16 protein-coding genes are annotated in these 13291 nt (G+C 33.9%); 10 read left to right on the top strand and 6 right to left on the bottom strand.

Features of this window, described 5'->3' with window-relative positions:
- The first annotated feature begins 180 nt into the window (after nt 1-180).
- From rpmG to HNP25_RS13770, 4 genes are all read left to right on the top strand, one after another.
- Nucleotides 181-363, top strand: coding sequence for a 50S ribosomal protein L33 (gene rpmG, locus HNP25_RS13785; RefSeq protein ID WP_184135005.1), 183 nt, complete (start codon nt 181-183; stop codon nt 361-363).
- 121 nt (nt 364-484) lie between these two features.
- On the top strand, nt 485-637 hold the full coding sequence (locus tag HNP25_RS13780; protein WP_184135003.1) for a DUF4295 domain-containing protein: 153 nt from the start codon (nt 485-487) through the stop codon (nt 635-637).
- 194 nt (nt 638-831) lie between these two features.
- Complete coding sequence (gene ftsY, locus HNP25_RS13775; RefSeq protein WP_184135001.1) at nt 832-1803, top strand: signal recognition particle-docking protein FtsY; 972 nt, start codon at nt 832-834, stop codon at nt 1801-1803.
- Between the two features lie 8 nt (nt 1804-1811).
- Nucleotides 1812-2369: a hypothetical protein gene (locus tag HNP25_RS13770; RefSeq protein ID WP_184134999.1), complete on the top strand. Its 558-nt coding sequence runs from the start codon at nt 1812-1814 to the stop codon at nt 2367-2369.
- Nucleotides 2370-2437: 68 nt separating this feature from the next.
- Here the strand turns inward: HNP25_RS13770 and HNP25_RS13765 are convergent, their stop codons facing one another.
- Nucleotides 2438-4111: a glutamine--tRNA ligase/YqeY domain fusion protein gene (locus HNP25_RS13765; RefSeq protein ID WP_184134997.1), complete on the bottom strand. Its 1674-nt coding sequence runs from the start codon at nt 4109-4111 to the stop codon at nt 2438-2440.
- Between the two features lie 283 nt (nt 4112-4394).
- On the opposite strand from HNP25_RS13765, the gene HNP25_RS13760 reads away from it, so the two are divergent.
- Complete coding sequence (locus HNP25_RS13760; protein ID WP_184134995.1) at nt 4395-4688, top strand: TIGR03643 family protein; 294 nt, start codon at nt 4395-4397, stop codon at nt 4686-4688.
- A 291-nt stretch (nt 4689-4979) separates the two neighbouring features.
- Entirely contained in the window at nt 4980-5447 is a 468-nt protein-coding gene (locus HNP25_RS13755; RefSeq protein ID WP_184134994.1) for an Lrp/AsnC family transcriptional regulator, read from the top strand.
- Nucleotides 5448-5523: 76 nt separating this feature from the next.
- On the opposite strand, the gene bshC is transcribed toward HNP25_RS13755, so the two are convergent.
- Nucleotides 5524-7071, bottom strand: a complete 1548-nt coding sequence (gene bshC / locus HNP25_RS13750; protein WP_184134992.1) for a bacillithiol biosynthesis cysteine-adding enzyme BshC — start codon at nt 7069-7071, stop codon at nt 5524-5526.
- Nucleotides 7072-7587: 516 nt separating this feature from the next.
- Here bshC and HNP25_RS13745 point away from each other — a divergent pair.
- Nucleotides 7588-8619 (top strand): PorP/SprF family type IX secretion system membrane protein, encoded by a 1032-nt coding sequence (locus HNP25_RS13745; RefSeq protein WP_184134991.1) that lies wholly within the window; start codon nt 7588-7590, stop codon nt 8617-8619.
- Nucleotides 8620-8621: 2 nt separating this feature from the next.
- Here the strand turns inward: HNP25_RS13745 and HNP25_RS13740 are convergent, their stop codons facing one another.
- Genes HNP25_RS13740 through HNP25_RS13730 form a run of 3 tightly spaced genes read right to left on the bottom strand, consistent with a single transcriptional unit; the run spans nt 8622 to nt 10082 of the window.
- A complete protein-coding gene (locus HNP25_RS13740) occupies nt 8622-8957 on the bottom strand; it encodes a hypothetical protein (protein WP_229202865.1) in 336 nt (111 codons plus the stop codon).
- Nucleotides 8958-8969: 12 nt separating this feature from the next.
- The gene (locus HNP25_RS13735) at nt 8970-9437 is read right to left on the bottom strand and encodes an NADH-quinone oxidoreductase subunit A (protein WP_184135084.1); all 468 of its coding nucleotides are present in this window, start codon (nt 9435-9437) and stop codon (nt 8970-8972) included.
- 27 nt (nt 9438-9464) lie between these two features.
- Nucleotides 9465-10082, bottom strand: a complete 618-nt coding sequence (locus HNP25_RS13730) for a DedA family protein (protein WP_184134989.1) — start codon at nt 10080-10082, stop codon at nt 9465-9467.
- Between the two features lie 304 nt (nt 10083-10386).
- Here HNP25_RS13730 and HNP25_RS13725 point away from each other — a divergent pair, with 304 nt between their 5' ends.
- Nucleotides 10387-10896 (top strand): DUF192 domain-containing protein, encoded by a 510-nt coding sequence (locus HNP25_RS13725; protein WP_184134987.1) that lies wholly within the window; start codon nt 10387-10389, stop codon nt 10894-10896.
- Nucleotides 10897-10998: 102 nt separating this feature from the next.
- Here HNP25_RS13725 and HNP25_RS13720 read toward each other — a convergent pair whose 3' ends face one another.
- Complete coding sequence (locus HNP25_RS13720) at nt 10999-11550, bottom strand: hypothetical protein (protein ID WP_184134985.1); 552 nt, start codon at nt 11548-11550, stop codon at nt 10999-11001.
- A 121-nt stretch (nt 11551-11671) separates the two neighbouring features.
- Between HNP25_RS13720 and HNP25_RS22080 the strand changes: the two genes are divergently transcribed.
- Nucleotides 11672-12079: a MerC domain-containing protein gene (locus HNP25_RS22080; RefSeq protein ID WP_184134984.1), complete on the top strand. Its 408-nt coding sequence runs from the start codon at nt 11672-11674 to the stop codon at nt 12077-12079.
- Nucleotides 12046-13254 carry a GTP-binding protein gene (locus tag HNP25_RS13710; RefSeq protein WP_184134982.1) on the top strand — a complete coding sequence of 403 codons (1209 nt, stop codon included), beginning with the start codon at nt 12046-12048 and terminating at the stop codon, nt 13252-13254. The genes HNP25_RS22080 and HNP25_RS13710 overlap by 34 nt, the downstream gene beginning before the upstream one ends.
- Nucleotides 13255-13291 lie beyond the last annotated feature (37 nt).

Here is a 13291-nt window from a genome sequence, read left to right as displayed (position 1 = left end):
TTCACTTTATACAAATATTTATTAAAAACTTTTGAAAACATATTTGTCTAAAACTCAAACATTTACTACCTTTGCAGTCCTGTTTCAAAGACACATCTTCGTTTTTCAGTTTGATTGGGTTGTAATTTACTGATAATCAATAGAAAACGATTTTTTATAACCAATTAAGCAAACAAAGCAATGGCTAAGAAAGGCAATAGAATCCAAGTGATTTTGGAATGTACTGAGCAAAAAACTTCAGGCGTTCCAGGGATGTCTCGTTACATCACTAAGAAAAACCGTAAAAACACTACAGCTCGTTTAGAGTTGAAGAAATACAATCCTTTCATGAAGAAAGTGACTGTTCATAAAGAAATTAAGTAATTCATTTAGTTGTCAATTACAAGTTATCAAGTCTGTGTTATCATAATTGCTGAGTTTGTTCATCAATTAAGTTGTAATCAGTCGATAACTCAAAACGGATAACAATAACTTATACAAAGAAATGGCAAAGAAAGTAGTTGCAACCCTTAAGAAAGAAGGTGGCGTAAAATACGCAAAAATCGTTAAAGCAGTGAAAAATCCTGCTACTGGTGCTTACACATTCAAAGAAGAAATCGTTCTTCAAGACGATGTAGCAGCAGCGTTGAAAGGTTAATTCTTTCGACTTTAAAGAAAGTCCCCTATCTAAATAAAGTTAGGGGACTTTTTTTGTTTTATATTTGGGAAATTTGTAGCTTATTTAATATTAGTTTAAAGAAAAAAAATTGGGTAATTTCAGCTAATGATATTGAATCTCCAATAGTTGACTGCTACAAACCAAAACGTTAACTGAAAACTGATAACCAAAACATGGGCTTATTTGATTTTTTTAAGAAAAAAGAAACCTTAAATACCGAAGAAAAAGAAACACTTGATAAAGGATTAGAAAAAACCAAAGAAGGGCTTTTTTCTAAATTGAGTAGAGCGGTAGTCGGCAAATCTAAAGTCGATGAAGAGGTATTAGATGAATTAGAAGAAATTTTAATCTCTTCGGATGTTGGCGTTGATACAACCCTTAAAATTATCCGTAGAATTGAAGAACGTGTAGCAAGAGATAAATTTGTAACTACCGCCGAACTAGACGGTTTACTCAGAGAAGAAATTGCTGAATTATTGGCACAAAATAAATCTGACGATGTTTCAAATGCCTTCAAAGCAAATGTTAAGCCTTATGTAATTATGGTTGTAGGTGTAAATGGTGTTGGAAAAACAACAACCATTGGAAAACTGGCTTCACAATTTCATAAAGCAGGAAACAAAGTAATATTAGGAGCAGGCGATACTTTTAGAGCCGCTGCTGTTGACCAATTGAAACTTTGGGGACAAAGAGTTGGTGTAACAGTAATCGACCACGGGATGAACAGCGATCCAGCTTCTGTGGCTTATGATACGGTAAAGCAAGCCGTTGAACAAGATGCTGACGTTGTTATTATTGACACTGCTGGGCGTTTGCACAATAAAGTAAACTTGATGAACGAGCTTTCTAAAATCAAGCGTGTGATGCAGAAGTTTTTACCTGATGCTCCTCATGAGATTTTATTGGTTTTAGATGGTTCTACAGGGCAAAATGCTTTTATCCAAGCACAAGAGTTTACTAAAACTACCGATGTTACGGCATTGGCTATCACTAAATTAGATGGAACTGCCAAAGGCGGTGTAGTTATTGGAATTTCTGACCAATTTAAAATTCCTGTGAAATACATTGGTGTAGGTGAAAAAATAGAAGATTTACAGGTTTTCAATAAAAAAGAATTTGTTGATTCGTTATTCAAGAGAAAATAATCTTTGACATGATCAAAGTAAAAATCTTCATACTCATTCTAGGTTGCCTTTCGATGATTGGTACTTTTGGACAGAAAACCAAGAAAAAATTAAAAAGGAAAATCTCACTTCCTGCTTCTGTACAAAAGATAATTTCAAACAACGAAACATCCACTGGAGCTAAAACCGACTCCAGTAGTTCAGCTGTGGTGCAACAGGGAATCTGCGGGACTATTTTCTGGAAGGCTGGAAATATGATGCCTTCGCCCGACAGACCAACACCAAAAGCCAGACCTGCCCAAAGAGAATTAGTAATTTACGACCTCACAAATACCGCTGAAACAACCCGTGAAAACGGTTTCTATCAAACCATTGCTACAAAATTTATTAAAAGTGTAAAGTCTGATGAAGAAGGTAAATTTTGTGTAAGCCTAGAAGAAGGTAGATATTCTTTATTTGTTCGTGAAGGCGATAAAGGATTATATGCAAATTCTTTCGATGGCAATGGTAATATATCCCCCATTAAAGTAAGTAAAGATAAAATATCAATTACTGTTTTTACGATTGATTATCAAGCTTCTTACTAAAAGAAAAAGGTTGCTAATACTTGTTCTTATACAAATATTAGCAACCTTTTTTATAACAAAGAATCCTTTTACTTACTTTTCTCTTTTACCCAAGTATCTTTTAAGCCAACTGTTCTGTTGAAGACAAGATGTTCTGCTGTAGCATCTGGGTCTAAACAGAAGTAGCCTTTACGCATAAATTGGTAATTAGTTCCTACTTTTGCTTCTTTCAAACTAGGCTCAACAAACACTTCTGGAATAACAGTTAAAGAATCTGGATTGATAAATTTCTTGAAGTCATCTCCTACTTGCGAAGCATCTTCCAAAATCAATAATCTATCATATACTCTTACTTCTGCTTTCACTGCATGTTGAATTGATACCCAGTGAATCGTCCCTTTTACATTGATACCCGAAGTATCAGAACCCGAACGGCTTTCTGGAATATAACTACAGTGAAGTTCGGTAATATTACCAAATTCATCTTTTACAAAATCATCACATTTGATGATATAAGCACCTTTTAAACGAACCATCAAACCTGGTCCTAAACGGAAAAACTTCTTCATCGGTACTTCCATGAAATCGTCTTTTTCGATATAAATCTCACGACTAAATGGTACAGTACGACTTCCTGAATTCTCATCTTCTGGATTATTTTCTACCTGTAATTCTTCGACTTCGTCTGTAGGATAATTTGTAATGACTACTTTAATTGGATCTAAAACCGCCATTACTCTAGTAGCTAATTTATTCAAATCCTCTCTAACGCAATAATCTAATACTCCTACGTCAATTAAATTATCTCTTTTGGCTACTCCAATTTTCTCACAAAAATTACGGATAGATGCTGGTGTAAAACCACGACGACGCAATGCAGAAATCGTTGGCATACGTGGGTCGTCCCAACCATTTACCACTCCTTCATTCACTAATTGAAGTAGTTTACGTTTGCTCATTACTGTATGAGTAAGATTCAACCGTGCAAATTCGTATTGATGTGAAGGATAAATGCCTAATTTTTCGATAAACCATTCGTATAAAGGACGATGAACATCAAATTCCAAAGTACAAACTGAATGGGTAATTTCCTCGATAGAATCCGACTGACCATGGGCAAAATCATACATCGGATAAATACACCAAGTATCGCCAGTACGGTGATGCGGAGCGTGTTTAATACGATACATCAAAGGGTCACGCATGTGCATGTTCGGATGTGCCATATCAATTTTAGCTCTCAATACTTTGGCACCATCTCCAAACTCACCAGCTCGCATTCTACTGAACAAATCTAAATTTTCCTCTACAGTACGGTAACGGTAAGGGCTATCTTCACCGGGAAAATTAGGATTACCTTTTTGAGAAGCGATTTGCTCAGAAGTTTGATCATCTACATAAGCCAATCCTTTTTTGATAAGTGTTACAGCAAACTGATAAAGGCTTTCAAAATAATTAGAAGCATACAATTCTTCGCCAGCCCATTCAAATCCAAGCCAACGCACATCAGCTTTGATAGAATCTACATATTCAGTCTCTTCTTTTTCTGGATTAGTATCATCAAAACGAAGATTAGTTTGTCCGCCATATTTAGCAGCCAAGCCAAAGTTCAAGCAAATTGATTTAGCATGCCCAATGTGTAAATACCCATTAGGTTCAGGTGGAAAACGAGTCAAAACACGTCCACCGTGTTTACCCGATTGTAAATCTTCTTCTACAATTTGTTCAAGGAAATTAAGTGATTTTTTTTCTTCTTCTGCCATAAGCTGAATCGTTATCAATTTGTTGGTTATCGCATATTAGCATTTGTTTTGCTAATTAACAAAATCGTGACAAGACTATCTTACGAAATTACGGATTTTTTAGGGAATGAATCAGGGTTTTCTAGCAAATCAGATTTAAAAAACATTTTTTAACTGAGAAGGTTATAGACAATGGGCTTTAGAATGTCAGCAGAACGATTTTACAACTTGTTTTTACAAACTGCTTAAAAATCACCTTTAGAACATTTTTTGTTGAAATTATTTCCTCATTCACAACTTCACAATGATAACATTGAAAGATTTATTACTTAGCGAACAAGACATTGATAGAATCATTGAAATGGCATGGGAAGACCGCACTCCATTCGACGCCATTCTGGTACAATTCGGACTAAAAGAACAAGAAGTAATCGAATTAATGCGAAGAGAAATGAAAGCATCGTCGTGGCGAATGTGGCGTGAACGTGTACAAGGCAGAGCCACAAAACATAGAGCCAAAAGCCTAGTTGATGACGTTCGCTTTAAATGTACTTTGCAAAGAAAAATTTCTTTCAACAAAATTTCTAAGCGAAAGTAGGCATTTATACAAAATAAGATTCTGTTTTGTATTTTCCTATTTTTACCTATAAATTCTGTTTTCACAGAATTTTATTAACAGATAGGTATATAATTACCGAATAATAAAAATATTATTCTAAAAAACTGCTTTTTTGTAGAATTTCTTATAAAAATCACAAAAAAGCTATTAGATTTGCAATAGATTTCCTATCGCAGTAAAATAACCCATTACTAATAATCATGTAATTCTGAAAACCATTGAAATTATCAATGGTATTTTTGGCTTTCATCAATTCTAAACTCCGAAAAAATGAGTATCAAACTAGATCAAATAGACCATAAAGTATTAGAAATTTTACAACAGAATGCTAAAATTACTAATGCACAATTATCAAAAGAAATAGGACTATCACCTGCACCTACACTTGAACGTGTTAAAAAATTAGAAACTGCGGGCATTATTGAAAGTTATCACGCACAATTAAATCGTGAAAAAGTTGGCTTAGGAGTCACCACATTCGTCACTGTTACTTTAATTGGGCATAAAAAACAAGTAACAGAATCGTTTGTTTTCCAGATAAATCAAATTCCAGAGGTCATAGAATGTCATCATGTTACTGGTTCTGGAGATTTCTTATTGAAGATAATTGCTAAAGATATTGCTTCATATCAAAAATTGATGCTTGAAAAAATCAATGAAATTGAAGAAGTTGCAGGTACACAAACGATGGTCATTCTGTCAACTTTCAAAGAAAGTAAAGTATTACCAATTCCTTGAATATCATCCAAAAAGGCATAAAAAAAGAGGAAAGTATCACAAGAATACTTTCCTCTTTTTTTATGAACAAGTGTTTTTATTCTTCTATAATTACATAAAATTTAAAATTCAGCGGGTCGAATACTTCTGATACTTGATTTAAAAATTCAGGATTGTTCAAATAGAAATTTAGGAAATTTTCGCTTCGTTCTTGTGGTGTTCCATTTGGAAAAAGCTTCTGTTTTACGCCTAAAAGCTGATTTACTTCTGTTTCATGATTTCTTTCTTCTGCCTTTTTAAGTCGCTTTTCTAAGTTTTCAAGGGCATTTAATACTTTTTGTTGTTCACCTTTTACTGCCCCTTCCAGCGTTTTATCAATTTTAATAGCTTTCGTCAAAATCTCATCAAAAATCTGTACAAAAGCATTACTTTCGACCGATAAACTTAAACTATTTTCACTATGTTTTTCAATGAAATTCTTTTTCAAACTAATTTCATCTAAGAACAAATCTTCGCTCGTCAAATCCAATTTTTCCATTTTCTTGGCTGTTGCTTTATTAACAACTAAACAGAAATTACGTGGCATTAAAATTGGAAATGCTACTTGATGAAAATCAAAAATACTCTTCAATTGCAACCAGTAAGGTACTTCAGAAGGCCCACCGATATAAGCCAAATTCGGAAGAATTACTTCTTCATAAACAGGTCTTAATACCACATTCGGACTAAATTTTTCGGGTTCATTCTCAAGTATCGTCAGGATTTCTGCTTCAGAAAAAGATAAATCAGTATTGAGAACTTTATAAGTATTTTCTTCTTTTACGATGCGTTCACGCAGACCGTTGTCTAAATAGAAGAAGTTGATTTCACGAGGAGAAATTTGGGTTTTATAGCCCAAAGATTCGAGATTTTCAGAAGTTTTTGAAACAACATCAAAAGCGGTGTGATGCAGTAAATCGTTTTTAATAATCGGTGCAAAAAGTTTTTTCAGCTTTCTATCATCAGCATCAATACAAACTAAACCTTGGTTTCCGAACAACTCGTTGGCGTAACATCGAGCTGCATTTGCAAGGGTTTCATTATTCAAATAAGCATCTTTAAAAATAGCTGGACATTCAGCCATTTCTGCTATTAAACTTTCCAATTCCTTGGGATTCATTCTACCAACTGCTCCTTTTTGGGCTGTTTCCCAAGCTAATTTTTTTCCGAATAAAGAAAAATGATTGATTTCTGCAAAATCATGGTCTTCAGTTGCCATCCAATAAACTGGCACAAAATTGTATTCTGGAAAAGCTTTTTTGAGCGATTTTGCCAAGTTAATCACCGTAACCAATTTATAAATCACATAAAGTGGCCCCGTAAAAATATTAAGTTGATGCCCCGTAGTAACTGTGAAAGTATTTTCTGATAAAAGAATATCAAAATCTGGTTGATTACTTATCCCTGAATACTGCTGTTTTAAGGTTTCTACTAAAACTTTACGTTTGGTAACATCATACTGTTTGAGTGCAATTTGTTTTTCAAAACCTTGAATGGATGGATAATTCTCGTAAAAATCTTTCGTTTTTGTGTTTTGATTGATGAAGTCTAAGAAAAGAGACGAAAATTGATTTACGGTCTCTAAAGGTAGTTGATGTATTTGCATTATTGCCTTATGCGTTTGATATGTAAAATCCAGACAGTTTCGTTTGAATTACAAGTTTAACGTAGAAGTTTTCGACTTTGTTCTTTTCCTTCAAAAAATTCAACAAAAAAGCCTTTAGAAAATTTCTAAAGGCTTTCGATATTCTCCATAAGCTATTTAATTATCTTTAATTTTTACAAAATGTATTTAAAATACGCTTTGTAAAAAGTCTAATTATTGTTAAATTTCTATTTGTTATCATTTACGTGATAAAAAGTAATAAGGTTTCAAAACAATCAAATTATTTTAAGTATATCTTTGATTATTAATTATTTAACTGAACGACAATAAACTAAGTCTTTTCCCCTATCCTATTCTCAATCAGCTTTCTGCTCAAACCAATTAACCACAGAAATAATCTACAAGTACCCAAAGAGACATCAAATCTTGTAAAAAGGTTGGACTATCATTAGAATATTACCAAAAAAACTTCTTTAATTCTTATCTTTATTTTAAAATGTGAACTTCATCGCTCTTATGCAAAAAATTATACTTGCCTTTTTGATGATTACTGTCCGTTTAATGGCAATTGCCCAAACCCAACCACAGTATAGTCAATACATGATGAATAGTTATTTAATCAACCCAGCCGTTTCGGGTATTGAAGACTATACAGATATTAAAACGGGATACAGAAATCAATGGACAGATTTTGAAGGTGCTCCGCTTACTTATTATGTTTCGGCACATTTAGCGATTGGCAAAACAGATATTACAAGTACTGGTGCAAGACCCAATTTCAGTAAATCTATTCGTCGCCCAATGGCACTTTCTAATAATTTCAACGGCTCTGCCAAAGTACCAGCCCATCATGGCATTGGTTTTATTTTGGTTGCGGATAAAACTGGTGCAAATACACAGAACAGTTTAAACTTGAGCTATGCGTTGCATGTTCCAGTAACGAATAAAATAAAATTAGCCGTTGGAATTTCGGGTGGAATCTCTCAATATGGCGTTGATTTTAGTAAAGTACAAGTAAAAGATAATCCTGACCAAATAATTGTTGCAGGCTCTAAACTGACAGCCATTCAGCCTAACCTGAACGTAGGTACTTGGTTATACTCCAGAACTTTTTTTGTTGGAATTTCAGCGAATCAATTTATTTTCAACAGCTTTAATTATAAAAATAAAGATAACAATACCCAAAGTTGGATTGGAAACGCCATTCCTCATTACTTTCTAACAGCAGGTTTCAGACAAGAAATCAGTGACGATTGGACGATTATTCCTTCAACACTCATCAAAAGAGTGGCACAAGCACCTTTAAGTTTTGATGTAAATGCGAAAGCTGTTTTCAGAGATAGATTTTGGTTCGGAACTTCTTACAGACATAAAGATGCTTTTGTAGGATTATTAGGCGTAAATATCAGCTCCTTAATTAATTTGGGGTATTCCTACGACTTTACTTTATCGGGCTTGAAAGAACGTTCGAGAGGTTCACATGAAGTTGTAATTGGTTTGATGTTGAATAATCGAAGACGTGTACTTTGTCCACAAAATTTATGGTAATCTTATCTATACTTTATAAATTCCCAATTTTTACGACTGGCTAAATATTGTAGATTTTCGTCATTTTCATAAGCTTCCTTTTCAAAAATAATATTTCGGTAAGCTTGATGATGCCTTTGTCCTTTGACTCTATTCCAACAATACGCCAAGAAATACCAGCAATAGAAAGGCAAAATGAATAATTCAATTTGTTGAGCAAGATGGATACGCTCATGATTCAACAATACTTTAGAAGGTTTTTTTGATTTGACCAACACGAACGGGAAAATCGCCATGCCATCGACATTTAAGAAAGGACAATAAATGGTAAAAAAGAAGGCTTTTCTACGATTCTCCAAGAGGCTAAGATTTTACTGACTATACTTTTGATTAATTTTATCGTAAAGCGACGTTGGAATTTTTGATTCGTATTCTGTAGTTTTTACTTCTGGACGCACCCAATCTAAATGTCCTTTTATCCACGCATAAGCCAGTCCAATGAGTAATACGCCCACAAATACAAACATTTCGACCAAAGAAAACCAACCCCACAAACCATCTGTTTCAGCAATTAATCGTTTATTTCCGAAAACTGTTGCCCAAGGAAATAGGAAAATAATTTCTACATCAAAAAGAATAAAAATCAAAGCAACTACATAAAAACGGATATTAAAACGAACATTGGCATTTCCGTCTGGTTCTTCGCCAGATTCGTAAGTAGTGAGTTTTTCTTCGTTCGGACGATTAGGACGAATGAGTTTTGCGAGAAACAAAATGACAGCAACAAAAACTATCGCTGCAATGATAAAAAGTAAGATATAACCAAAATCTGTAAGCATTGTCATTGAGAACCTCGTTCTGAGATTTTATTTATTCCGAAAATTCAGATAACCTTTTACTACTGTAAAAGTAGTAATTGCTAAAAAGAAAAAGATGACGTAATGAACGTAATTGATAATCCAGGGGAATTCTACGCCAAAATAATAACCGCCACCCACTAAAGAACCGACCCAAACAGCTCCGCCAACTACATTATAAAAAAGGTATTTGGGATAATTCATTCGGCTAATTCCTGCCAATATTGGTGCAAAAGTGCGAATGTAGGGCAAAAACCGACAAATTATCAAGGCTTGACTACCGTGTTTTTCAAAGAAATCACGGGTAGAATCTAAATGCTTTTGCTTAAAATACCAAGTATCTTTTTTGTTTTCGAGATTACTCCCAAAAAACCGCCCAAACAGAAAGCCCGTCAATGAACCCAAAACAGCCGCTACAAAAAGGTATAACAAAACTGTTCCGATAGCATATTTCAAGAAACCTGTTCCTACAAAAACACCTGTTAAAAAAAGTAGGTAATCTCCTGGAAGGAAAAAAGCAAAAAACAATCCGTTTTCGGCATAAACTACAAAGGTAATCGCAAAAAGACCCGCACCAATGATTTCTTTAGAATCAGATAAGTATTTAATGATTTCGGATATGTCCATTTTAAAGTAGATGAAATGCCTTTTGGGCTGAAGTATAAAAAATACTTTTGTCTATAAAGAGGCTTTTTTCAACGTTAGTTAAAGTATAAACAGTTTTAATATTAAAATTAGTCTGCCAATCTGTTTAATTGTATCGGTAAAATAGAATTTTTATCCTTTAAAAATAAAATGATTGTACAAGTGTTTTCGTTGAGGTTGGATATATAACAAGTAAAATTACTTAAATTTCAATCAAATTTTCTAATCCTAAAATCATTAATTAATCTAATATTGCTCAACAACATACTTTCCAGAATTATATACAATGAAAAAAGCAATTATTATCGTTCTAGTACTTGTACTACTTTTAGGTGGATTCTTCTCTTCAAGCATAATTAGCTATTTCCACACGCCTCCAGCTGAATCAGAAACCGCAATTACTAGCCCAAATACAGATATTCCTGAGCCAGTTTTTACTAAAGAAGGAGAATTGGAATTTGTAAGAATTAAAGAAAAATTAACAATAGAAATTGCAGATAATGACAAAGAAACTGAGCAAGGATTAATGTTTCGTCGTTCGATGCCCGACTCTTGTGGCATGTTATTCATTATGCCCAACAATGAACCCCAAAGTTTTTGGATGAAAAATACTTTTATTCCACTAGACATCATGTTTTTAGATGAACAGAAGAAAATCGTAACAATACAAGCCAACAGAATTCCATTTTCAGAAGAAGCGGTTCCATCCTATGAAAATGCAAAATATGTGTTAGAAGTAAATGCAGGATACTGCAAAAGGAAAGGAATTGAGAAAGGAGATTTGTTGAAGTTTTAAGGAGGTTTATTTTGGACTAGAGGATTTTAAGACTTTAGGACTTGAAGTATAAAAGATTCATCACCTATAATCTTAAAGTCTTCAAGTCCTAAAGTCAAAAATCTACTTAACATCCACCTCAAATGTTCCGTCAAAATCTGTGCTACCTACTGTAAATGAACCATTTTTAATAGGCGTGCCATTTACTGGAGGTTGGTGATGAAGTACTACTTGTAATTTTCCTGTGCCTGCTGCAGACGTTTTTACTGTAGCAGTCAAACCAACGTCAAATCCTCTTGAATCTTTATCTTTTCCAGAAATCGTTAATAGCGATGCTGGCGTAGAAATGTACTCAAACAAATGCTCGTCTTTTTGTTCTTCAATTTCTTCAGTAACATTCTCCACAGGCGATTTTGTTTCGTCTAAAATCGCAACTGATAAAGTATAAGTTTTATTTGCTTCTAAAGCAATCTTATCAATAGTCGGAGCATTTCCTCCAGTTCCATCAAGGTCTTTGAACGAAAATGTTTTCGTAACACCATTCTCAGTAAATTTCAAACTTACCGTTGTTAAGTTTTCATTGTCTTCTTGTGGAATAGGTTCATCTTTTTTGCAAGCCGAAAGCAAAACCATTGCTAACATTGGCGTCAAGAGTAATCTTTTTGTCAATTTCATATCTGTCGATTTTTATATAATTGCAATACTGTTGCAAAGATAATATTTGTTCTGAATATTTTTGCACTATTGTTGCGAAAATAAAAAATCTTCCTTCTATATTTGCAACAATGTTGCAAATATGAAAAATTCAATCTCAAAATATCTTTACGATTACTTAGGCATAGCAGGTTCAGGAATCTGCCTTGTACACTGTTTAGCCACACCCATCGTGATGTTCGTTAAAACATTTTATGAAACTAAAATGGAAATTTCGTCTCATGAAGGAATCCATTATTGGGATTACATATTCCTAACAATCTGTTTCATTGCTGTTTATTATACCACTAAAGAAGCTACTTCTTCCAAAATAACGATTGCCTTTTGGATCTTCTTTACACTTTTTGCCTGCTCCATTTTGTTCGAAGAAGATTTCAAATACTTGAATATAGTAGGCTATTTTTCGTCAATTGCTTTAATTATTACTCATTTAGTCAACCTTAGAAATTGCAAGAAATGTCACATAAAAAACTCCCAGTTACAGTCCTAAGCGGATTTTTAGGAGCTGGAAAAACATCATTACTCAATCATATCTTACACAATAAAGAAAACCTGAAAGTTGCCGTCATTGTAAATGATATGAGTGAAATCAATGTAGATGCTCAATTGGTAAAACAGGAAAACACTTTATCAAGAACCGAAGAAAAGTTGGTCGAAATGTCTAACGGCTGCATTTGCTGTACACTTCGTGAAGATTTGATGCAAGAAGTAGAACGTTTAGCCAAAGAAAATCGCTTTGATTATCTTTTGATTGAATCTACAGGTATTTCCGAACCTCTGCCAATTGCACAAACATTTAGCTATATCGATGAGGCAAATGGTATTGATTTATCCAAATTTTCAAGGCTTGACACAATGGTGACCGTAGTTGATTGTTTCAATTTTGCCAAAGATTTTGGTTCAATTGATACTGTTTGGACTCGTGGAATGAATGATGAAGATCCAAGCGATGCCAGAGCAATCGTTAATCTTCTGACAGACCAAATTGAATTTGCCAACGTAATTATCCTTAATAAAACAGATTTACTGAGCGAGTATCAAGTAGGAGAATTAAAGGCAATTGTTCAAAAATTAAATCCAAAAGCCAAAATACTTCAATCGTCTTTTGGCAAAATTAATACAAGCGAAATATTAAATACTGGTCTGTTTGATTTTGAAGAAGCATCTGCTTCAAGCGGATGGATTGAAGAATTAAATAAAGCAAAGCATACACCCGAAACCGAAGAGTATGGCATTAGCTCATTTGTTTTCAGAGATGCCCGTCCTTTTCATCCAGAAAGATTCTGGAATTATATTAATAATAATTGGCATGGAGGAATTATTCGTTCAAAAGGATTATTCTGGATAGCTTCACGTCCAAAAGATGCTTTGAATTGGGGACAAGCTGGAGGTTCGGTTCGGGCGGACTCAGCAGGAACTTGGTGGGCTGGCGTACCATCTTGGGAAAGAGTTTTCTATCCAGCTTGGAAAGAAAATAAAGAAATTATCATGCAACGCTGGGATAAGCGATTTGGAGATAGAGTAAACGAATTGGTAATTATCGGTCAGGATTTAGATAAAGAAATCATTATAGAAGAATTAGAAGAATGTATTTGTACGGAAGAAGAAATTATTTTGATGGAAAAGAAAGGAAAATTCACAGATCCATTTCCAACATTTCAATAAAAAACTTAGTAAAATAAAGGTAGTGTGATACACAAAC

It is taken from the genome of Arcicella rosea (assembly GCF_014204325.1).
Lineage (GTDB): Bacteria > Bacteroidota > Bacteroidia > Cytophagales > Spirosomataceae > Arcicella > Arcicella rosea_A.
The sequence above is the reverse complement of the archived record's forward strand: the minus strand, read 5'-3'. Positions and strand labels throughout refer to the sequence as shown.

Coding starts and splice junctions, on each gene's coding strand:
- rpmG (WP_184135005.1), top strand. CDS start 181: ATGGCTAAGAAAGGCAATAGAATCCAAGTGATTTTGGAATGTACTGAG.
- HNP25_RS13760 (WP_184134995.1), top strand. CDS start 4,395: ATGATAACATTGAAAGATTTATTACTTAGCGAACAAGACATTGATAGA.
- HNP25_RS13710 (WP_184134982.1), top strand. CDS start 12,046: ATGTCACATAAAAAACTCCCAGTTACAGTCCTAAGCGGATTTTTAGGA.
- HNP25_RS13780 (WP_184135003.1), top strand. CDS start 485: ATGGCAAAGAAAGTAGTTGCAACCCTTAAGAAAGAAGGTGGCGTAAAA.
- bshC (WP_184134992.1), bottom strand. CDS start 7,071: ATGCAAATACATCAACTACCTTTAGAGACCGTAAATCAATTTTCGTCT.
- HNP25_RS13725 (WP_184134987.1), top strand. CDS start 10,387: ATGAAAAAAGCAATTATTATCGTTCTAGTACTTGTACTACTTTTAGGT.
- HNP25_RS22080 (WP_184134984.1), top strand. CDS start 11,672: ATGAAAAATTCAATCTCAAAATATCTTTACGATTACTTAGGCATAGCA.
- HNP25_RS13765 (WP_184134997.1), bottom strand. CDS start 4,111: ATGGCAGAAGAAGAAAAAAAATCACTTAATTTCCTTGAACAAATTGTA.
- HNP25_RS13745 (WP_184134991.1), top strand. CDS start 7,588: ATGCAAAAAATTATACTTGCCTTTTTGATGATTACTGTCCGTTTAATG.
- HNP25_RS13755 (WP_184134994.1), top strand. CDS start 4,980: ATGAGTATCAAACTAGATCAAATAGACCATAAAGTATTAGAAATTTTA.
- HNP25_RS13770 (WP_184134999.1), top strand. CDS start 1,812: ATGATCAAAGTAAAAATCTTCATACTCATTCTAGGTTGCCTTTCGATG.
- HNP25_RS13720 (WP_184134985.1), bottom strand. CDS start 11,550: ATGAAATTGACAAAAAGATTACTCTTGACGCCAATGTTAGCAATGGTT.
- ftsY (WP_184135001.1), top strand. CDS start 832: ATGGGCTTATTTGATTTTTTTAAGAAAAAAGAAACCTTAAATACCGAA.
- HNP25_RS13735 (WP_184135084.1), bottom strand. CDS start 9,437: ATGCTTACAGATTTTGGTTATATCTTACTTTTTATCATTGCAGCGATA.
- HNP25_RS13730 (WP_184134989.1), bottom strand. CDS start 10,082: ATGGACATATCCGAAATCATTAAATACTTATCTGATTCTAAAGAAATC.